The 20935-nt window shown below is 50.5% G+C and carries 25 protein-coding genes and 1 pseudogene; 25 read left to right on the top strand and 1 reads right to left on the bottom strand.

The window, feature by feature from the left end; genetic code table 11:
- Nucleotides 1–4 precede the first annotated feature (4 nt).
- The 16 genes and pseudogenes from OGM61_10320 to OGM61_10245 all read left to right on the top strand — a co-directional run bounded on the left by OGM61_10320 (nt 5) and on the right by OGM61_10245 (nt 13491).
- Entirely contained in the window at nt 5–496 is a 492-nt protein-coding gene (locus tag OGM61_10320; GenBank protein ID UYI84229.1) for a PcfB family protein, read from the top strand.
- A complete protein-coding gene (locus tag OGM61_10315; GenBank protein ID UYI84228.1) occupies nt 493–3483 on the top strand; it encodes a DUF4368 domain-containing protein in 2991 nt (996 codons plus the stop codon). Before OGM61_10320 ends, OGM61_10315 begins: the two co-directional genes overlap by 4 nt.
- Complete coding sequence (locus tag OGM61_10310) at nt 3480–3824, top strand: TnpV protein (protein ID UYI84227.1); 345 nt, start codon at nt 3480–3482, stop codon at nt 3822–3824. The genes OGM61_10315 and OGM61_10310 overlap by 4 nt, the downstream gene beginning before the upstream one ends.
- A 135-nt stretch (nt 3825–3959) precedes the next feature.
- The gene (locus OGM61_10305) at nt 3960–4790 is read left to right on the top strand and encodes a conjugal transfer protein TraX (protein UYI84226.1); all 831 of its coding nucleotides are present in this window, start codon (nt 3960–3962) and stop codon (nt 4788–4790) included.
- A gap of 300 nt (nt 4791–5090) precedes the next feature.
- Nucleotides 5091–5615: a hypothetical protein gene (locus tag OGM61_10300; protein UYI84225.1), complete on the top strand. Its 525-nt coding sequence runs from the start codon at nt 5091–5093 to the stop codon at nt 5613–5615.
- A 127-nt stretch (nt 5616–5742) separates the two neighbouring features.
- Nucleotides 5743–6102, top strand: a complete 360-nt coding sequence (locus tag OGM61_10295) for a DUF3847 domain-containing protein (protein UYI84224.1) — start codon at nt 5743–5745, stop codon at nt 6100–6102.
- Nucleotides 6068–7564 (top strand): MobA/MobL family protein, encoded by a 1497-nt coding sequence (locus OGM61_10290; GenBank protein UYI84223.1) that lies wholly within the window; start codon nt 6068–6070, stop codon nt 7562–7564. The genes OGM61_10295 and OGM61_10290 overlap by 35 nt, the downstream gene beginning before the upstream one ends.
- Complete coding sequence (locus OGM61_10285; protein UYI84222.1) at nt 7561–9432, top strand: AAA family ATPase; 1872 nt, start codon at nt 7561–7563, stop codon at nt 9430–9432. The genes OGM61_10290 and OGM61_10285 overlap by 4 nt, the downstream gene beginning before the upstream one ends.
- 142 nt (nt 9433–9574) lie before the next feature.
- Entirely contained in the window at nt 9575–9733 is a 159-nt protein-coding gene (locus OGM61_10280) for a transposon-encoded TnpW family protein (protein UYI84221.1), read from the top strand.
- 41 nt (nt 9734–9774) lie between these two features.
- Nucleotides 9775–10632, top strand: a pseudogene (locus tag OGM61_10275) (TraM recognition domain-containing protein).
- Nucleotides 10633–10635: 3 nt separating this feature from the next.
- Nucleotides 10636–10776: a Maff2 family protein gene (locus tag OGM61_10270; GenBank protein UYI84220.1), complete on the top strand. Its 141-nt coding sequence runs from the start codon at nt 10636–10638 to the stop codon at nt 10774–10776.
- Nucleotides 10777–11021: 245 nt separating this feature from the next.
- Entirely contained in the window at nt 11022–11534 is a 513-nt protein-coding gene (locus OGM61_10265; protein ID UYI84219.1) for an RNA polymerase sigma factor, read from the top strand.
- On the top strand, nt 11527–12231 hold the full coding sequence (locus tag OGM61_10260; protein UYI84218.1) for a zf-HC2 domain-containing protein: 705 nt from the start codon (nt 11527–11529) through the stop codon (nt 12229–12231). Before OGM61_10265 ends, OGM61_10260 begins: the two co-directional genes overlap by 8 nt.
- 116 nt (nt 12232–12347) lie before the next feature.
- A complete protein-coding gene (locus tag OGM61_10255; GenBank protein UYI84217.1) occupies nt 12348–12848 on the top strand; it encodes a sigma-70 family RNA polymerase sigma factor in 501 nt (166 codons plus the stop codon).
- Nucleotides 12826–13023: a helix-turn-helix domain-containing protein gene (locus tag OGM61_10250; GenBank protein UYI84216.1), complete on the top strand. Its 198-nt coding sequence runs from the start codon at nt 12826–12828 to the stop codon at nt 13021–13023. The genes OGM61_10255 and OGM61_10250 overlap by 23 nt, the downstream gene beginning before the upstream one ends.
- Nucleotides 13024–13065: 42 nt before the next feature.
- A complete protein-coding gene (locus tag OGM61_10245) occupies nt 13066–13491 on the top strand; it encodes a hypothetical protein (GenBank protein UYI84215.1) in 426 nt (141 codons plus the stop codon).
- Here the strand turns inward: OGM61_10245 and OGM61_10240 are convergent.
- A complete protein-coding gene (locus OGM61_10240) occupies nt 13436–13888 on the bottom strand; it encodes a hypothetical protein (GenBank protein UYI84214.1) in 453 nt (150 codons plus the stop codon). The genes OGM61_10245 and OGM61_10240 overlap by 56 nt on opposite strands.
- A 43-nt stretch (nt 13889–13931) precedes the next feature.
- Between OGM61_10240 and mobC the strand changes: the two genes are divergently transcribed.
- From mobC to OGM61_10195, 9 genes are all read left to right on the top strand, one after another.
- Entirely contained in the window at nt 13932–14330 is a 399-nt protein-coding gene (mobC, locus tag OGM61_10235; protein UYI84213.1) for a plasmid mobilization relaxosome protein MobC, read from the top strand.
- Nucleotides 14302–15921: a relaxase/mobilization nuclease domain-containing protein gene (locus OGM61_10230; protein UYI84212.1), complete on the top strand. Its 1620-nt coding sequence runs from the start codon at nt 14302–14304 to the stop codon at nt 15919–15921. Before mobC ends, OGM61_10230 begins: the two co-directional genes overlap by 29 nt.
- Nucleotides 15922–16095: 174 nt before the next feature.
- Complete coding sequence (locus OGM61_10225; protein ID UYI85589.1) at nt 16096–16290, top strand: hypothetical protein; 195 nt, start codon at nt 16096–16098, stop codon at nt 16288–16290.
- Nucleotides 16280–17020 (top strand): phage replisome organizer N-terminal domain-containing protein, encoded by a 741-nt coding sequence (locus OGM61_10220; protein ID UYI84211.1) that lies wholly within the window; start codon nt 16280–16282, stop codon nt 17018–17020. The genes OGM61_10225 and OGM61_10220 overlap by 11 nt, the downstream gene beginning before the upstream one ends.
- Entirely contained in the window at nt 17017–17856 is an 840-nt protein-coding gene (locus OGM61_10215; GenBank protein UYI84210.1) for an ATP-binding protein, read from the top strand. The genes OGM61_10220 and OGM61_10215 overlap by 4 nt, the downstream gene beginning before the upstream one ends.
- 12 nt (nt 17857–17868) lie before the next feature.
- The gene (locus OGM61_10210) at nt 17869–18060 is read left to right on the top strand and encodes a transposon-encoded TnpW family protein (GenBank protein ID UYI84209.1); all 192 of its coding nucleotides are present in this window, start codon (nt 17869–17871) and stop codon (nt 18058–18060) included.
- 134 nt (nt 18061–18194) lie between these two features.
- Nucleotides 18195–19802, top strand: coding sequence for a recombinase family protein (locus OGM61_10205; protein UYI84208.1), 1608 nt, complete (start codon nt 18195–18197; stop codon nt 19800–19802).
- A complete protein-coding gene (locus OGM61_10200) occupies nt 19799–20062 on the top strand; it encodes a hypothetical protein (GenBank protein UYI84207.1) in 264 nt (87 codons plus the stop codon). Before OGM61_10205 ends, OGM61_10200 begins: the two co-directional genes overlap by 4 nt.
- Nucleotides 20059–20922: a CD0415/CD1112 family protein gene (locus OGM61_10195; GenBank protein UYI84206.1), complete on the top strand. Its 864-nt coding sequence runs from the start codon at nt 20059–20061 to the stop codon at nt 20920–20922. Before OGM61_10200 ends, OGM61_10195 begins: the two co-directional genes overlap by 4 nt.
- Nucleotides 20923–20935 lie beyond the last annotated feature (13 nt).

Raw genomic sequence — 20935 nt, 5'->3', positions numbered from 1 at the left:
CGCCTTGCAGGAAGAAATCACGCAGAAAACCCTTGCGCTATGTGTGGAGGCCAGCAAAATGACCGCCCAGCTCTTGCAGCAGGCTATAAAGAAGGTGCTGGCAGACATGGAGAAGCACAAGAAAAATCCGCAGCTCCGGCACGGCAAGCAGACGCTCCGGCAGCTTATGAAGCACAACACCGGCGTTTCCAACATCGAGATCACAGATCAGAATATCCGGGCCTTTTCTTCCACAGCGAAGAAGTACGGCCTGGATTTTGCTTTGAAGAAGGACACTTCCGGCGAGCATACCCGTTACCTGGTGTTCTTCAAGGGTCGGGACGCCGATGTGATTACAGCGGCCTTCCGGGAGTTCTCCGCTAAAAATCTGAGCCGTGAGAAAGCACCTTCTATCCGGCACAAGCTGGAAAAGGCACAGGAGCAGTCCAAAACGCAGCACAAGGAGCAGGAGCGCGGCGAAAAGGTCAAGACCAGAGAACGGAGTGTGGAGCGATGAAGGATAAGCTCAAAAAATATCTTCTGCCAAACCTGCCGTATCTGTTCTTTGTGTATCTCTTTGATAAGCTCTGCCAGGCGGTGCGGCTGGCGCCGGGGCTTGATGCCTCGGAAAAGCTGCTGCATATCGGGCAGGGCTTTCAGACGGCCTTCGCCAGCTCCGCACCCAGCTTTCACGCGCTGGATATCTGCGTCGGCATCCTCGGCGCAGTCCTCGTCCGGCTGACGGTGTATGTCAAGGGCAAGAACGCGAAGAAATACCGCAAGGGTATTGAATACGGCTCTGCCCGCTGGGGCACGGCGGAGGATATCGCGCCCTACATAGACCCCGTTCCCGATTGGAACATCCCTCTGACCCGGACGGAAAGCCTCACCATGACCAGCCGCCCGAAGGATCCAAAAACGGCGAGAAATAAAAATATCCTGGTCATCGGCGGCTCCGGCAGCGGCAAGACAAGGTTTTTTGTCAAGCCGTCCCTGCTCCAAATGCACAGCTCCTATGTGGTCACCGATCCCAAAGGGCAGCTCCTTCGGGAGACGGGAAAGCTCCTGGCGCACGGCGGGCCGAAGCGGGACGAGAACGGAAAGCCGGTGCGGGATAAGCGCGGCAAGGTCGTCTATGAGCCATACCGCATCAAGGTCCTGAACACCATCAACTTTTCCAAAAGCATGAAATATAACCCGCTGGCCTATGTGCGCTCCGAGAAGGATATCCTCAAGCTGGTCAATGTCATCATCGCCAACACGAAGGGCGACGGTGAAAAATCCTCCGAAGATTTTTGGGTCAAAGCCGAGCGGCTTTTATACTGCGCCCTGATCGGCTACATCTGGTATGAGGCAGAGCCAGAGGAACGGAACTTCATCACGCTTCTGTACCTGCTAAACGCCTGCGAAGCCAGAGAGGACGACGAGACCTATAAAAGTCCCGTAGATATCCTCTTTGACGATTTGGCAAAAAAGCAGCCGGAGCACTTCGCCGTCAAGCAGTATGTCAAATTCAAAATGGCGGCGGGTGTTGTATGCTCTAAAAGACTTCTTAATCAAGCGGTTGGGAAGTCTCTTAGAACACACAACCTAAAACCGAAGAAAGGAGCGCAAGTTATGAAAAAAAACGAGAAAATCACAGCTCTGTACGAACGACTGAGCCGTGATGACTTTGGCAAAGATGATGACCAACAGCGTGAGAGCAATTCCATTTCCAATCAAAAGGCTATGTTGGAGGAGTTCGCCGCACGGCAGGGCTTTACAAACATTGTCCATTTCACGGACGATGGCATTAGTGGTACTTGCTTTGACCGTCCCGGATTTTTGGCAATGATGAAAGAGGTTGAAGCCGGGAATGTGGAGTATCTGTGTATCAAGGACATGAGCCGCATGGGTCGTGACTATCTGAAAGTCGGTCAGATTATGGAAATCCTGCGTCAGCGTGGCGTTCGCCTTATCGCCATCAATGACGGTGTGGACAGTGCCAGAGGGGACGATGATTTTACCCCTTTCCGCAACATTATGAACGAGTATTACGCCAGAGACACCAGCCGTAAAATCCGTTCCACTTTCCAGTCAAAAGGCAAGTCCGGCAAGCACCTCACAGGCACGGTCATTTACGGCTATCTCTGGAACGAAGCCAGAGACCAATGGTTGGTTGACCCCGAAGCCGCTGATGTGGTCAAGCGCATCTTTGCCATGACGATTGAGGGCTACGGTCCGTATCAGATCGCCAGCAAGCTGAAAGAAGAAAAAGTCCTCATTCCGTCCGCTTACCTTGCCCAGCACAGCGAGGGCGTGAACAAAAACAAGACTTTCAAAGATGTGTACGGCTGGGGTTCTTCCACCATCTGCAACATTCTTGAAAAGCGTGAATATCTGGGACACACCATCAACTTCAAGACCCGAAAGCACTTCAAGGACAAGAAAAGCCATTATGTCCCGGAGGACGAATGGACGATTTTCGAGAATACCCATGAAGCTATCATTGACCAGCAGACCTTTGACCTTGTGCAGAAAATCCGTGGGAATGTCAGACGCTACCCGGACGGCTGGGGCGAAGCAGCTCCCCTCACGGGCTTGCTCTATTGCGCCGATTGCGGCGGCAAGATGTATGTCCACCGCACCAACAACGGCAAGCGTATTTCTCAATATACCTGTTCCCAATACAGCAAAGTCCCAGTTGGAAAGCTCTGCACGACACAGCACCGTATCAATGAAGATGTGGTTCTGTCCCTTGTTTCCGAAATGCTCAAAGCTATTGCCGAGTATGCCAAGCATGACCGAGCCGAGTTTGTCCGTGTGGTGCAGGAAGCGCAGTCCAGCCAGCAGACGGCAGAGGTCAAGAAACAGCGTACACGCCTTGCCACCGCCAAGCAGAGAGTGTCCGAGCTGGAAGTCCTGCTCTGTAAAATCTATGAGGACAACATTTTGGGAAAGCTGTCCGACAGCAGATACGCCACTCTGGACGCTCAATACGAAAAGGAACAGTCCGAGCTTACCGCTGAAATCTCTGTTCTGGAAAAGGCAGTCAAGAGCTATGAGAAGCACGAAAAGGACGCTGACCGTTTTATCGCTCTGATTGACAAATATGAGAACTTCGACAAGCTGACCATTGCCATGCTCAACGAGTTTATCGAGAAAATCCTTGTGCATGAGCGTGACCGCAAGGGCAGTATTCAGACCACACAGGAGGTCGAGATTTACTTCAATTTTGTCGGGCGTTTCGTTCCCCCAGCGTTTGGAGAAGAGGAGCTTACCCCGGAGGAATTAGAGGAAATCCGCAAGCGTGAGGAACGCAAGGATAGGCTTCATCAGAACTACTTGAAGCGGAAAGCCAGCGGAGCGCAGAAACGATACGAGGACAAAATCAAGAAGCGGAAAAAGGCAGAAATCGAAGCCAAGAAAGCCGCCATTCGTGCGGAGGATATTGCAAATGGCGTGTTCGTCCCTGTCAGCAGTTTACCGCAGAGAGAGCCGATGAAAGGAGTACAAACAGCATGAATATCACTTACACACAGAACGGTGATTATCTTATCCCGAACATCGTTATCCGCAAGACCAAGCCCCTCGGACATTACGGCAGACTTCGCAAGGCGTATTTAGAAATGCACCGCCCGATACTGTTCAATGAACTGGTGCTATCCGACAAGCTCTTTGAACATTGCGCCGAGATTGACGAAGCGGCACGAAACCGCATGGAACTGATCGTGCCGGAGCTGGCAAAACAGTACGGCGTGACCGAGCAACTGAAAGCTGAAAACCAAATGGAATGGGTGCGGCAGATGAACGCTTGCAAGGCACAGGCAGAGGAAGTTGTGAAAGCAGAATTGATTTATGATTGAGTGAGGAAGTCCGGGCAGAAAACTGTTCGGACTTTTCTCATATATTCCAAAGTTGCGATAGAATTGTTCACGAGTTTTATGGTATAATTTGAATGCGAAAAATCGTAGAATTGGAAGTTGGTAGGAGGTTGCTTTATGAGCCTTGATAGGAAAATAAATCGCATTCAATTTCTCTCAGGAAATTCGCTAAAGGTTATTGCTGTACTGACAATGCTTATTGACCATCTATGTAAAATTGTGCTGCAATGGCTGCTATCAAACTACTGGGGGGCTATGGCAGATAACGGGCAAATGTCGTGGGAGAGATTCCGAGAGATAGATTATTTCATACGGTTTGATTTGCAAAGCATTGGGACGATTGCTTTTCCGCTATTCTGTTTTTTGCTGGCAGAAGGATTCCAACACACAAGAAGTAAAAAACGCTATATTGGGTTGATGCTTGCATTTGCCCTTATTTCGGAAGTTCCATTTGACATAGGTTTCTTTAGTGCGTATTCACGAATGGAAGATACATTTCCGTTTTACTTGAAGTATCAAAATGTATTTTTCACCTTGTTTTTAGGCTTATTGACATTGGTATGCCTTGAAAGATTTTCGTGTAAATCAGACCTACCGGTGGATAGAATAAAATCAGCAGTCCTGCAAGTTCTCAGTGTAGTGCTTTTTTCCGGCATTGCGGAAGGAATCCATTGTGACTACGGTATGCAGGGGATCTTATTCATATCAGCATTTTATATTTGCCGTAATCACCGAATCTATCAAGTGTTGCTGTTCCTTTTGGCTTACATGGGGACAACGGGGAATCAACCGCCTTTATGTACGCTTCTTGCCTGCTTGCTTATTCTGCTATACAACGGAAAGCGTGGTAAACTGAAGCTAAAATACTTCTTCTATGTTTTTTATCCAGCACATATCCTTGTCCTATATTTGATTCAGATAGGACTCGGAAAATACTTACTGAAATGACTAATTGCAGTTTGTCGAGAAATTAAGCCGGAGCAAAACCCTTTAGGAACTAAAGGGCGCACTTCTATACTCTCTGTCGAGAGTAGTGCGTCCTGCGGAGCTTCATTCTCCGTCAGCAGAAGAAAACTGCATGACCGAGAATGTTGCGTCACTTCGTTCCGTCAAGGTGGCTACACCCCCTTGCGCCGCTAAAGCGGCTATCCCCTGTGGACTTGCCGTCCGCAAACGGTTTTGACAAACCGTTCGCCGCCAGCAAGTTTGAAAATCAAGAATCTTAATTTGATAAAGGAGTGTGATTCTATGAAAAAGAAATTACCCATAATCCTCTTGGGTGTTATTTTGGCTTGTGTGTTGGTTTTCGGTTTCCTTTATGCAAACAATGACATTGGTAAAACCGCAAACAGTTTAGAAGCAGACATTCGCCAATCTCAAAAAATTTTGGATGATTGGATTGTTGATGGAAGCATTTCCGACACAATGGCTGCATTTATTTCTTACCCACAGGACAAGACAGACCACACTTTTTCTGTCTATGTAAATCGCCCTGGCTTGTCTTTTGGATATTTCTTCCGTGGTGGTGGAGATATAGTTGAGGTTGATGATTACATTGCAGAGTTTGTTGTTGAGGGAAATAACGAAAGGGCATTTATCTCAATGAATACCCAAAATATTGTTCGACTTGAAGTAGATGATGGCAACGGCATTCAGGTGATTGATATTGATAGTGGCAAGCCTTTCGCCATTGTCCTGCCCCTCAATGTAGGAAACATCTGTTTCTATGATACGAATGGAAATGTTGTGGAATATCTTCGCCAACAACTTTGACCAACTTCAATTTACCGAACTGAACACAACAACTGAATACCGAAAAACTGACCGTTGACTGGTCGCAATCTGCGAAAAGTTGACGGTCTTTTTTTATCCCCATTTTCAAAAAAGGAGGTCACGAAAAATGGCAAAACCGAAAAACCTTGAACAGCTCCGAGCCGAAAAGGAACAGGTCGAGACACAGCTTGCACAGGAACAGCACAAGCTGGAGCGTCTGGAGAACCGAAAGAAATTTCTGGAACAGGGCGAAAGAAAGAAACGCACCCACCGCCTTTGCAATCTGGGCGGCACGATTGAGAGCCTTGCCCCGGAGGTCAAAGATCTCACACGCACCGAAATGACAGAGCTGATGGAACAAATCTTTTCTTTGTCCGAAGTCCAGCGAGCCGTCCGTCACATGGCGATTACCCACATCAGCCAAGCAAACAGAGAAAAGGAGTTGAAAGCCGATGGCACTATTTCATCTGAGCGTCACGCAGACTAAGCGAAGCGCAGGACAGTCCGCTATCGCTTCTGCTGCCTACCGAGCCGGGGAGCGATTGTATAGCGAGTATTACGGCGAATACAGCGACTACACCCGCAAGGGCGGCGTGATCTGCTCTGACATTCTCCTGCCGTCCCATGCACCGCCCGAATACGCAGACCGCCAGACCCTATGGAACGCCGTGGAAAAAGCCGAGCGTGGAAAGAACGCCCAGCTTGCATACAGCTTTGACATTGCCTTGCAGAATGAATTTTCCCTTGAGGAAAACATCGCTCTTGCAAGGCAATTTTTATTGGAGAACTTTGTGAGCCGGGGCATGGTGGTTGACTTCGCCGTACACCAGCCAGACCGGGAGGACGGCGGCATACCAAACCCGCATTTTCATGTGCTTTGCCCTATCCGCCCCATCGAGCAGGACGGCAAATGGGGGCTAAAGCAACGCCGGGTGTATGAGCTGGACGAGGACGACAACCGTATCCGAGACCAGAACGGCGAGTTTGTTTTCAACGCCGTTCCCACTACCGACTGGGGCAGTCCCGAAACGCTGGAATACTGGCGGCAGACATGGGCGGAGCTATGCAACGCCAAGTTTGCAGAAAAGGAGCTTGACGTTCGTATCGACCACCGGAGCTATGAGCGTCAGGGCGTGGAGTTTCTTCCCACCGTCCACGAGGGCGCAACCGTCCGGGCAATGGAGAAGAAAGGCATACGCACCGAGAAAGGCGAGTTCAACCGCTGGACCAAGGCAACCAATGCCGTTATCCGGGACATCAAGAAGAAAATCACTCTCCTGTTTGATTGGATTGCCGAAGCAAAAGCAGAGCTTGCCAAGCCGCAGACCCCCGACCTTGTTTCTCTGCTGAACGCCTACTACACCCAGCGCAAAGCCGGGGCTTATTCCCAGAAAGGCAAAATCAGCAACCTAAAGGAGATGAACGAGACTTTCAATTATCTCCGGGCAAACGGCATTTACACCCTTGAAGATTTGGAAAGCCATGTCAATGAACACAGCTCCACCACAGAGAGCTTGAAGAAAACGCTGGACGGGCAGACCGCCCGAATGAAAGCAATTAAGCAGCTCTATGACAGCTCCGCTGCTTTCCAGAACTTGAAGCCTGTCTATGACGGCTTGCAGAAAATCAAGTTTGAGAAGCCCAGAGCCAAGTACAAGGCAGAGCATGAAGCGGAACTGATACAGTTCTACGCCGCCAGACGAAAGCTGACCGGGGAATTCCCGGACGGCAAGGTGGATATGAAAAAGCTGTCCGACGAGTATGACGAACTGGAACAGGCGCACGAAACCACCTATGGCGAGTTTAAGGCTGTCAGAGACGATTTACACCGCCTTTGGAAGGTCAAGTCATGCGTAGATACTGCCGCCCGATTTAACGAGCGTACAGAGGAACAAAAGCTCCAAAATCGACCCCAAACACGACAGAAAAAGGAGGAACTATCCCGATGAATTACACCCAAGCACAGATTGACCGGGCAAATGCCGTCAGTCTGGAAGATTTTCTCCGCACACAGGGAGAGACACTGATAAAAAGCGGACGAGAATACCGCTGGAAAGAACATGACAGTCTGACCGTCCGGGGAAACAAGTGGTTTCGCCACAGCCAGAGCAAGGGCGGCTATCCCATTGATTTTGTCATAGAGTTTTACGGCAAGTCCTTTCCCGAAGCCGTCCAGATGTTGACAGGCGAAAACGGCGAGGGACAGACCGAAGCCACCACAGCACCGCCCACAGCGTTCCACTTGCCCTTGCACAACCGAACAGCCGACAGAGCAATTCAATATCTTTGCGAAAGCCGAGGTCTCAACCCGAAACTGGTTGAGACTTTTCTTCTTTCCGGGGATATTTATGAGGACGCAAAGCGGCACAATGTTGTCTTTGTCGGCAGAGACCGAAACGGCACACCGAGATACGCCCATGTGCGAGGAACGGCAGACACATTCAGACAGGATATTACCGGGTCTGACAAGTCCTATCCGTTCCGCTATGAGGGAAACGGCAACCAGCTCTTTGTCTTTGAAGCGCCGATAGACCTTTTGTCCTTTATCTGCCTTTATCCGCAGGACTGGCAGACAAGGAGCTATCTTGCCCTGGGCGGCGTTTCTGGCAAAGCCCTTGACCGTTTTCTTTCTGAGCGCAAGGACACCCAAAAAGTGTTCCTCTGCCTTGACAGCGACACCGCAGGAAATGAAGCTTGTACCCGACTGGCACAGTCCATTCCCTGCGAGATAGCCGTCATTCGCCTTGTCCCGGCAAGGAAAGACTGGAACGATGTTCTCCGCCAGCAAGGGGATATTCCGAGCCGCAAATTCATAGCCGAGACAATCACGCTGCGAGAGCTGCCAACCGCCCAGCCTGTCCCAATGCTCCGTATGGCTGATGTGGAGCTGACGAGCGTGGAATGGCTATGGTTTCCCTATATCCCATTTGGAAAGCTGACAATTATCCAGGGCAATCCCGGCGAGGGCAAGACCTACTTTGCCATGCGCCTTGCGGCGGCTTGCACCAATCGAAAGCCTTTGCCCGGTATGGAGACACTTGAACCTTTCAATATCATCTATCAGACCGCCGAGGACGGTCTGGGTGATACCGTCAAGCCCCGACTGATAGAAGCAGACGCAGACCTTGAACGAGTGCTTGTCATTGACGATAGAGACACGCCGCTGACCCTTGCCGATGAACGCATAGCAAGGGCAATCCGGGAAAACAGCGCAAGGCTGGTTATCATTGACCCAGTACAGGCTTTTCTGGGTGCAGATGTGGACATGAACAGAGCAAACGAGGTGCGCCCGATATTTCGCAGTCTGGGAGACATTGCACAGGCTACCGGGTGCGCTATCGTGCTGATCGGACACCTTAATAAAGCCGCAGGAACGCAAAGCACCTACCGGGGATTGGGGTCTATCGACATTACGGCGGCAGTCCGCAGCCTGCTTTTTATCGGCAAGCTGAAGGACAGCCCCACAACGAGGGTGCTTATCCATGAGAAAAGCTCCCTTGCGCCGCCCGGACAGTCCCTTGCATTTTCTCTGGGAGACGAGAAAGGTTTTGAGTGGATAGGGGCTTATGACATTACCGCTGACGAGCTTCTTGACGGGACAGACACAGCCAAGACGGAAAGCAAGACCGCACAGGCGCAAATGCTTATTCTGGAACTGCTTGCGGACGGAAAGCGTATGCCGAGTGCAGAGCTGGAAAAGGCAGTCAATGAGCGTGGGATTTCCTCACGCACCATGAGAACGGCAAAAAGCCGTATCGGAGACAGACTTGTGACCGAGAAAGACGGCACAGTATGGGTTTGCTATCTCCGAGACTGACAACAGGAACACGGCAAGCGTGGCAAAGACGGCAAGGTTTTTATAGATACCTTAATGTTGCCGCCTTGCCTTGTTCCCTCATACCGACACCGCCCGATGATGAACAGTCACCGGGCATTTTTCATTTACAGGAGGATTTTGAATGAACAATACCGCAACCAACACCGCCACTTGCCCGACTGTCAGAAAGCAGATTGGCAAGACCACCTATATCGTCCGTGTCCATTTCAGCGAGACCGCCAAGGAGACGATGGAGGACAAAATCAAGCGTATGCTCCGTGAAGAAGTCCGCAAAATGTGACTTCTTTTTGAATTTGATGAAAAAGTCCTTGACTTTTCGTCTCTGGCAAGACACTCAAAAGCATTTTGGTGAGCTGCGGCGCCCGCCTCGCCCCCTTCGATATCAAGGAGCTTCGGGACATTATGACGGAGGATGAATTGGAGCTGGACACAATGGGTGACCGGAAAACGGCGCTGTTCCTCATTATGAGCGATACCGATACCACCTTCAATTTCGTCATTGCCATGCTGCAAAGCCAGCTTTTCAACTTGCTCTGCGACAAGGCGGACGATTTCTATAACGGGCGGCTGCCTGTTCATGTGCGGTGCCTTTTGGACGAATTTGCCAACATCGGCCAGATACCAAACTTTGATAAGTTGATCGCCACCATCCGAAGCCGTGAGATATCGGCTTCTATTATTTTGCAGTCGCAAAGCCAGCTAAAGACCATCTACAAGGACGCGGCAGATACCATCGTCGGCAACTGCGACAGCACCTTGTTTTTGGGAGGCAAGGAGAAAGGGACGCTGAAAGAGATTTCGGAGCTGCTGGGCAAGGAGACCATCGACAGCCTGAGCCAGTCCGAAAACCGCGGCGCGCAGACTTCTCACGGCCTCAGTTATCAGAAATTAGGAAAGGAGTTGATGACCCAGGACGAAATTGCAGTCATGGACGGCGGCAAGTGTATTTTGCAGCTTCGTGGTGTGCGCCCGTTTTTCAGCGACAAGTTTGATATCACGAAGCATCCCCGATATAAATACCTGTCCGACGCCGACAAGAGAAACGTCTTTGACGTAGAACGGTACATGAAACGCAGACCGGCCATTGTGAAGCCGGACGAGCCTTTCGATATGTACGAATTGAACGCATCCGATCTGGAACCCGACAACAACAATTCTACAAAACGAAAGGAAAAATGATTTATGGATTTCTTCAACAGTGCTATTGACGTATTGCAGACTCTCGTGATCGCCCTGGGCGGCGGCCTGTGCGTGTGGGGCGGCATCAACCTTCTGGAAGGTTACGGTCAGGATAACCCTGCGGCCAATGCTCATGTACGGTAGAGAAGCACAAAGCAAAACAAGGATAGCCAGCCCTGCCACTATTCCGAAGTCAGGGGAACGCAATAGAAAAATTCATAGCTGTATGCTATACTTAATTAGCATTTGAACATATCAAGCTGACACAGCAATCTCTTTACTTGCCGTTAATGCGCGTCTACCAATAGTCCGCACAAAGCAAGAGTAGCGTAAAGGTATAAAAATTTCAAACTTCTTTGTAACGAAATTCCGATTTCTCCGTCTAACCTATGAAGCTGAAGGAGGTGATGACAAGTATGGACTATGAAAAGCTCTATAAAGCCTACTATTTACAGGTATACTCGTATACTATTTCTCTTGCCAAAAATCGTGAGATAGCAGAGGAAATCACGCAGAACACATTCTATAAGGCTGTTTCTACAACATCACAATTCAAAGGTAAGTCAGATGAATTGACATGGCTCTGCTCCATAGCAAAAAACCTTTACCATGATGAAATGCGAAGCCGTCAGCGAGTAGCTGATGTGAGTGAAATCAATGACTTGCCATCAAATGAAAATGTTGAGAACTCAGTTGCAGATTCTGACATGGCGTTCCGCATACACCTCGTTCTTCACCGTTTGGAAGAACCATACAAAGAAGTCTTTCAGCTTCGCGTATTCGGGGAACTATCTTTTTCACAAATCGCTGCAATTTTTGGAAAAACAGAATCATGGGCGAGAGTTACTTATCATCGTGCAAAGCTAAAAATTCAAGAAAGGATGGATGAAAAGCATGAGTAAACAATGCGATATTGTTCGAGATATTCTTCCGCTGTATGTTGACAGTGCTTGCAGCGAAGCAAGCGCAGAGATGGTAAAAGAGCATTTGAACGCCTGTGCTGACTGTAACGCAATTTATCAGAAATTGCTTTCTCACACGAGCGAAGATGTTCTTCACGAAGAAAGCGAAAGCGTTATTATGCGCCATGAGGCAAAAGAAAAGCAGAGAGGCAGAAAAAAGATAACGATTGCTGTTCTCGTTTCCATCGCTCTTTGTATCATTGCAATTTTTACAGCTCTCTTTCTGTTACCTATAAACATTGCTTATGAGCCTGTCAAAATCGACTTCCCATTTGAGGTTGAAGATGTCGAAAACGTTGAAATGTACCACTATGACGGAGTGCCTGCATCAGCAGAAAAGAAAGTAGTTGTTGCTGAAAATGATATAAAGACCCTGTATGATAAGTTCAAGGGCTTATCCCTAAAAGACAAAACGACTGAGGAAACTGCCAGAGCAGATGTGACCAGCTTTAGATTTAACCTCTCAGATGGAACAAGCTACGATTTGATTTACGCCTGCTATGGGGTTAAAAACGGCGAATTGAAGTCAGCAGCAGGCGGTTTTAAGTATTTCACAAGTGCGGATATCGGCTCTTATTGGAACAATTTGAATACGGAACTTGAGGCAATTCCTATCAATGAGAGTGAATTGCCGTGAGCAGATAGCAAACCCAGCCGAGCCTGTCAACGGTCAAGATGAACGGCGCAAATGCGCCGCCGTTGACAGCCCCGCCCGTCTTTGCTGTTCGGTAATCAAGAGGGCGACAGCACAAGATGCTGCCGCCCTCTGCCATTATTCAGAAAGGGGGATTTTCCATGACCGAACACGAAAAGTATCAAGAACATATCCGGCATACACACGATGCCTTTTGCAAGACTGTTATTCGCCACGCTGCCATAGACGCAGCTCGGAGCATACGGAGCCGCCGCAAGCGGGAAATCTCGCTTGAATATCTGATAGAAGAAAAACACTATCCATTCAGTACCACAGATAAATACTTTGCGGAGCAATCCGGCATGACCAGCTATCCGCTTTTCGTCTGTGGTCAGATGGTGCTTTTGGAAAGTCCAGAGCTTGCCGCAGCCCTGTCCGCACTATCACAGATGGAACAGGAAATCATTTTCTTGTACTACTTCCAACGATTGACGCATAGGGAGATTGGACGGAGATATGGACGGGCTGGCAACACAACCGGGCGGCGTATTCAGATGATTTTACGGCGGCTACGGGCAGAGTTGGAGGGTTTGTCCTATGAGCCAGCTACTTCCCTATGAGACAATCGTTAAGGCAAGCGAGGGCGACCCGGAAGCTGTTGCCGCCGTCCTATCCCATTATGCGGGATATGTCCGCTCTTGTGCGAAGATGGACGGACAGATTAACACAGATATGCAGGAGCATATCGTCAGGCAACTGATAGAAAGCCTGTTGAAGTTCCGCTTTGACCGCTAAACAGAAAAGTTGTATAATTAGAGCCTGACAAATTAAACTTCAATGAGGGTAGAGCAAATGGAACAGATTATCAATTATAGAGACATACCCACAGATAAAAGGATTGACATATTAAATGCTCTTGAGCGAATAGGTTTTTTTCCGGCATACGGCGGCGTGAGAACAATGCAGCAAATTATGGAAAAGTCAGTTCCAGGTTCAGGCCCACAATTCTATTTCGTTTTCCGTGAAAATGAGTTGATAGGGTACAATTTTCTCATTGGGGACACTAAGAAATATAAAGCGTTCCCATGGCTTGCTATTAGCAATATGGATGAGCAGAAGTTGACTGTTTGTGAAGAACTGATGAAAATACAAATTGCCTTTTTTGAAGAACTCGGAATGCAAAAGATAGCAGATCATTGCGTTAGGATTATGGAAGATTACAGAAAAGGAATTGGAAAGCGGAAAGAAAGCGATTGCAGATAAATTCCATTTGAAAAACGGCTGACAATTTAATACCGCCGCCCATCACAGCGGCAGATAAGCAGTAAATCTTGAAAAGGTTTACTGCTTTTTTTGCGCCCATTTTCAAAAATCTTTGGCAAACCACACCGCCGGATTGTTGTAGGGAGCAGACAGGAAAAACAAAAAAATTTCCGCTGCGTTTGCCAAAACGACCCCTTTTCACCGTTGTAGTGGTGAACAGCGGGCAGAACACGCCGCCGCAATCGCTATATTGGTGGAGCAAGCCAGTATATCCGCAAACCAGAGCCGCCGAGGAAAGCGGTAGTTTTTTAGAGCAAGATTCTACCACGGTGCCAAAATCCGCATATCTGCGGTTTTGCCCCCTTTGGTAAATCTTGTTGGGGAGTGCCTTCCCCAAACCCTGCTCATGCGCCCTGTCGGGCGAGAAAGGAGGTCAACGCTTGAAGAAAAAATACAACACGCCCCACCGCTGCCATGTGGTCAAAACCCGCATGACCGAGGAAGAATACGCCGACTTTACCGAGCGGCTGAAACACTATGACATGAGCCAAGCCGAATTTATCCGGCAAGCCATTACACGGGCGACCATTCGCCCCATCGTTACCGTTTCCCCGGTCAATGATGAACTGTTGTCCGCCGTTGGCAGGCTGACCGCCGAATATGGAAAAATCGGTGGCAACCTCAATCAGATTGCCCGCGCCCTCAACGAGTACGGCACACCATACAACGCCCTGTCCGTTGAAGTCCGCGCCGCCATTTCTGACCTTGCTGCCTTGAAGTTTGAAGTCCTGCGAAAGGTAGGTGACGCTGTTGGCAACATTCAAACATATCAGCTCTAAAAATGCGGACTATGGCGCAGCCGAGCAGTACCTCACCTTTGAACATGACGAGTTTACCATGAAGCCCACCCTTGATGAAAACGGGCGGCTCATGCTCAGGGAGGACTATCGAATAGCCACGCTGAACTGCGGCGACGAGGATTTTGCCGTTGCCTGTATGCGCTCCAATCTCCGCTATGGGAAGAACCAGAAGCGGGAAGATGTAAAAAGCCACCACTACATTATCAGCTTTGACCCACGGGACGCGGTGGACAACGGTTTGACCGTAGACCGGGCGCAGGCGTTGGGCGAGGAATTTTGCCGGAAGCAGTTTCCTGGACACCAAGCCATTGTCTGCACCCACCCGGACGGACACAACCACAGCGGCAATATCCATGTGCATATCGTTATCAATTCTCTGCGGATAGCCGAAGTTCCATTCTTGCCCTATATGGACAGACCGGCAGACACCCGCGCCGGGTGCAAACACCGCTGCACAGACGCGGCGATGGAATACTTCAAAGCCGAAGTCATGGAGCTGTGCCACCGGGAAAATCTCTATCAAATCGACCTTTTGCATGGCAGCAAAAGCCGCATTACCGAGCGTGAGTATTGGGCGCAGCGGAAAGGGCAGGTAAAGCTGGACAAGGAAGCTGCCGCCTTGCCAGCCGAGGAGCAGCCAGCCAAGCCCACGAAGTTTGAAACAGACAAGGAAAAATTGCGGCAGGCCATACGCACCGCGCTGTCCTCTGCCGCAAGCTATGGCGAGTTCGCCGCCGTTCTCTTGCAACAGGGCGTGACTGTCAAGGAGAGCCGATGGCGGCTATCCTACCTCACGCCGGACAGGACAAAGCCCATTACCGCCCGCAAGCTGGGAGATGATTTTGACCGCGCTGCCGTTCTTGCCCTTTTGGAACAGAACGCCCACAGAGCCGCCGAGCAGACCGCAACCGTACCCGAATACCCCCGCAACATAAGGGAGCGTTTGCAGGGCAAAAAAGCTGTCCAAACCACCCCGGAAAAGGACGGTATTCAGCGCATGGTTGACCGGGCAGCGAAGCGAGCGGAGGGAAAGGGCGCGGGCTATGACCGCTGGGCGGCAGTCCACAATCTGAAACAAATGGCGGCTACCGTTGCCGCCTACGGGCAGTACGGCTATTCGCCGGAGGAGCTGGACGCAGCCCTTGTATCCGCCAATGCGGATTTACAGGACAGCACCGCCAAGCTGAAAGCCCTGGACGCTGCTATCCGGGAGAAAAAGGAACTTCAGACACAGGTGCTTGCCTATGCCAAGACCAAGCCTGCCCGTGACGGTCTGAAAGCGCAGAAAACGGAAAAAGCCCGCAGCGCCTACCGGGAACGGCACGAAAGCGATTTTATCATAGCGGACGCAGCCACCCGTTATTTTCGGGCGCATGGCGTTTCCAAGCTGCCAAGCCATAAAGCCCTGCAAGCGGAAATCGAGCAGCTTACCGCCGAAAAGAACGCCCATTACAACGAATACCGGGAGAAAAAAGCCCGTGTCAAGGAGCTGCATACCGTGAAAAGCAATCTTTCTCAAATCCTGCAAGGCGAGAAAGACAGAGAGAAAAAGCACGAACATGAGCGTTAAAAACCGCCCCGAAACGATACCAAAACGGGGATATGCCCTGCACCCTATCCGCAATACTGCCCACCTTTGAAACGGGGCGCACAGCGCAGGAAATCCCCGAAAATGACACCGAGAAACTACATTTTTACCGACCTATCCGCTTATACCAGCGGAAACGGCAGAAAGGAGCGAGAAATGCCACGCATGAGCAAAAAGCGGCGGTTGGAATGGAGCTTTTTCCTCAACCACCGAAACCGTATTACCTACAATGACCTTTGCCGGGGCTGCACACACGGCTGCAAGCAGAGCTTCCGGGCGATTATCGTCCTCTGCCCCCGGTATTTCTCTAAGAGATGGAAACACAGGGAGGACACCGCCAATGGCAGATAACCGCAAATATTACTACCTCAAACTGAAAGAAAACTTCTTCGACAGCGATTCCATTGTGCTGTTGGAGGACATGAAAGACGGGATTTTGTATTCCAATATCCTCTTGAAGCTGTACTTAAAATCGCTGAAAAATGGCGGCAGATTGCAGCTTGACGAGCATATCCCCTATACCGCCCAGATGATAGCCACGCTGACCCGTCACCAAATCGGGACGGTGGAACGGGCATTAGCCATCTTCCAGCAGTTAGGACTTGTGGAGCAGCTTGACTGCGGGCTGCTTTATATGACCGACATCGAGCTGATGATCGGTCAATCCTCTACCGAAGCGGAACGGAAACGCGCCGCAAGGCTTGAAAATAAGGCACTTTTGCCGCCGCGGACAAATGGCGGACATTTGTCCGACATTCGTCCACCAGAGATAGAGATAAAGAAAGAGATAGATATAGAGTTAGAAAAAGAGGGAGAGTTAAAGGGACAAGCCATCGCCCGCAGCTATGGCAGATATGAGAATGTATTTCTGACTGATACGGAGCTTTCCGAACTGCAAGCGGAGCTGCCCGAAAAATGGGCGTACTACATTGAGCGGCTTTCCGGCTATATCGCGTCCACGGGCAAGAAATATAAAAACCACGCCGCCACTATCCGCAGATGGGCGGCAGACGATACCGCAAAGGCTGCCCCGAAACAGGGCATACCCGAATACACCTGCAAGGAGGGCGAGAGCTTATGAGTAATCTGTTTACAGAACGAGTTTTGAATATGGCGGCTGTTACCCCACAGCCGGAGGACTACACGGGCGAGGACGGACTGCTTTACTGCGGCAAGTGTTACACTCCGAAAGAAGCCTACTTCCCGGAAAAGCAAGCCGCCCTGTTTGGGCGTGACCGCCACCCGGCAGAATGTGACTGCCAGAAAGCCCAGCGTTTGGAGCGTGAAGCCGCCGAACAGCGCAGAAAGCACCTTGACACCGTGGAGGACTTGAAGCGCCGGGGATTTACCAATCCTACCATGCAGGAATGGACTTTCGCCAACGACAACGGGAAATGCCCGCAAATAGAGATTGCACACTTCTATGTGGAGCATTGGGAAACCATGCGCGAGGAAAATATCGGCTATCTGCTATGGGGCAAGGTCGGCACAGGAAAAAGCTATTTTGCCGGGTGTATCGCTAATGCCCTCATGGAGCAGGAAGTCGCTGTCCGCATGACGAACTTCTCTGCGATTTTGAATGACCTGACCGCCAGCTTTGAGGGGCGCAACGAGTATATCGGGCGTCTTTGCCGTTTTCCTCTGCTTATCATTGATGATTTTGGAATGGAGCGCGGCACAGAGTACGGTTTAGAACAGGTCTACAATGTGATTGACAGCCGCTACCGCAGCCGCAAGCCCTTAATCGTTACCACCAATCTGACATTGGACAGCCTGCAAAATCCGCTGGACACCGCCCATGCCCGGATTTATGGCCGCCTTTTGGAAATGTGCGCCCCTATCCTCTTTACGGGAGAGAACTTCCGCCGTGAAACGGCGCAAGCCAAGCTGAACAGACTAAAAGAATTGATGAAATGAAAGGAGTTGCCTATGGCAGAGAACAAGCAGAACACCACCCCGGAACGCCGCCCGGACTGCGTGACAGAGATCCGCATGGGCAACACCGTCCTTGTCGTTTCCGGATTTTTCAAAAAAGATACCACCGACACCGCAGCCGATAAGATGATGAAAGTGCTGGAGGCGGAAGCCGCCGCAGGACACAAAGCCCAGCTTTCGCCCTAACGCTACAAGCCGCACAGAAAAATCGTCATTTTACCGGGCGGTAAAGAAGCAGAAGCCGCTATACAGACAGCCGCCCCATGTGGTATAATCGAAATACGGAATAGTGGGGCTGGCTGTCGGAAACGGAGGATTTTATGTTAAGACAGACCACCCAGAAAATCACTGCCCTTTATCCAAGACTATCCCATGAGGACGAGCTGCAAGGCGAAAGTAATTCCATTTCCAACCAGAAGCGTATCCTTGAAACCTACGCAAAGCAGAACGGCTTTTCCAATCTGCGCTGGTACACGGACGATGGCTATTCTGGTGCGAACTTCCAAAGACCGGGCTTTCAATCCATGCTTGCGGACATTGAAGCCGGGAAAGTGGCTACCGTTATCGTAAAGGATATGTCACGGTTAGGGCGAAACTACCTGCAGGTGGGAATGTATACCGAGATGATTTTCCCACAAAAAGGCGTCCGCTTTATCGCAATTAACGATGGAGTGGACAGCGCACAGGGCGATAATGATTTTGCCCCTCTGCGGAACATTTTCAACGAATGGCTGGTGAGAGATACGAGTAAGAAAATCAAAGCTGTAAAACGGTCAAAAGGCATGAGCGGCAAGCCTGTTACGAGCAAACCCGTGTACGGCTACCTCATGGACGAGGACGAAAACTTCATCATTGACGAGGAAGCCGCACCCGTGGTCAAGCAGATATACCGTCTGTGCCTTGCCGGGAACGGTCCGACCAAGATAGCCCGTATGCTGACCGAGCAGGAAATCCCAACGCCGGGAACGCTGGAATACCGCAGGACGGGCAGCACACGCCGCTATCACCCCGGCTATGAGTGCAAATGGGCGACAAATACCGTGGTGCATATCCTTGAAAACCGGGAGTACATGGGCTGTTTGGTGAACTTCAAGACGGAGAAACCGTCCTACAAGACCAAGCACAGCATAGAAAATCCCATTGAGAAACAGGCAGTTTTCGAGAACCACCATGAGCCTATCATCGACACCCAGACATGGGAGCGTGTGCAGGAATTACGCAAACAGCGCAAGCGTCCGAACCGCTATGATGAAGTGGGCTTGTTCTCTGGTATGCTCTTTTGCGCGGACTGCGGCAGCGTCATGTATCAGCAGCGTTACCAGACCGATAAGCGGAAACAGGACTGCTATATCTGCGGGAACTACAAGAAGCGCACCCATGACTGCACCGCACATTTTATCCGCACCGACCTTTTGACTGCGGGCGTTCTCTCCAATCTACGGAAAGTGACGAGCTATGCGGCAAAGCATGAAGCCCGTTTTATGAAGCTGCTGATCGAGCAGAACGAGGACGGCGGCAAACGCCGGAACGCCGCCAAGAAAAAGGAACTGGAAGCTGCCGAAAAGCGTATCGGTGAACTTTCCGCTATTTTCAAGCGGCTGTATGAGGACAGCGTAAGCGGTCGCATTTCTGACGAGCGTTTCACGGAGCTTTCGGCAGACTATGAAGCCGAACAGCAGGAATTGAAAGAGCGTGTTGCCAGAATACAGGCGGAGCTTTCCAAAGCACAGGAAGCTACCGTAAACGCAGAAAAGTTTATGAACATTGTCCGCAAGCACATGAACTTTGAAGAACTGACCCACACCCTCTTACGTGAGTTTGTAGAGAAAATCGTTGTGCATGAGTGCAGCTACGATGAAAACGGCACACGCAGACAGGATATTGAGATTTACTATTCTTTCGTCGGCAAGGTGGACTTGCCCGAATGACCGCCTGCCCTATCCGATACCAAAGACAAGTATCGGATAGGAAAGGCAAAATTTTTTACACTTCTATTACTTCTTTATCACACATAAGCAAAAAGCCAGGGCGTCAAACAGCTCGTCGCGGGCGGCGGCGTCGCCCTGATCGGCGTGACCCTTGTCCCCCTGCTGTCCGGCCTGCTTGGCTGAGCGGCGGCAGGACCATCCCACCCGGAGGCTCCCGTTTCACGGCGGGAGCCCCCGAAAGGAGGTGTGACCACCCGTGATAATCGACACGATCCAGGAATGGTTCAAGGAGGTGCTGATCGACGGCATCATCTCAAACCTTTCCGGGACCTTTGATACCGTGAATACGAAGGTGGCCGAGATCGCAGGCGAGGTCGGCATGACGCCCTCCGGCTGGAACGGCGGTATCTTCAACATGATCCGCAGCCTGTCCGAAACGGTCATTGTCCCCATTGCAGGCATCATCCTCACCTTCGTCATGTGCTATGAGCTGATCCAGTTGATCGTCGAGAAAAATAATCTCCATGATTTTGACACCTGGCTTTTCTGGAAGTGGATTTTCAAGACCTTCTGCGCGGTGCTGATCGTCACGAACACCTGGAATATCGTTATGGCGGTGTTCGACGTGGCGCAGAGCGTGGTCGATCAGAGCGCAGGCGTCATCATCTCCGATGCTGGGATCGACATTTCCGGCGTCGTGGGTGATCTGGAAACAACGCTGGCGGACTGGAGCATCGGTTCTTTGCTGGGCCTGTGGTTTCAGAGCGTCTTTGTGGGCCTCTGTTCGCATATCCTCACCATTGCCATTTTCCTTGTGATCTACGGAAGAATGATCGAGGTGTATTTGACCGTATCCGTGGGGCCAATCCCGTTTGCCACGATGGTCAACCGGGAATGGGGTCATACGGGGCAGAACTACTTGAAGTCCCTGCTGGCGCTGGGCTTTCAGGCATTTCTTATTATGGTCTGCGTCGGCATCTATGCGGTGCTGGTACAGAATATCGCCGTGGGGGATGATATTACCGTGGCGATCTGGGAGTGCATGGGCTACACGGTGCTGCTGTGCTACACGCTGTTCAAAACCGGCAGCCTTGCAAAAAGCCTGTTCGGAGCGCATTAAAGGAGGTATCAAT

Source organism: Clostridiales bacterium, from assembly GCA_025757645.1.
Lineage (GTDB): Bacteria > Bacillota > Clostridia > Oscillospirales > Oscillospiraceae > CAG-103.
The sequence above is the reverse complement of the archived record's forward strand: the minus strand, read 5'-3'. Positions and strand labels throughout refer to the sequence as shown.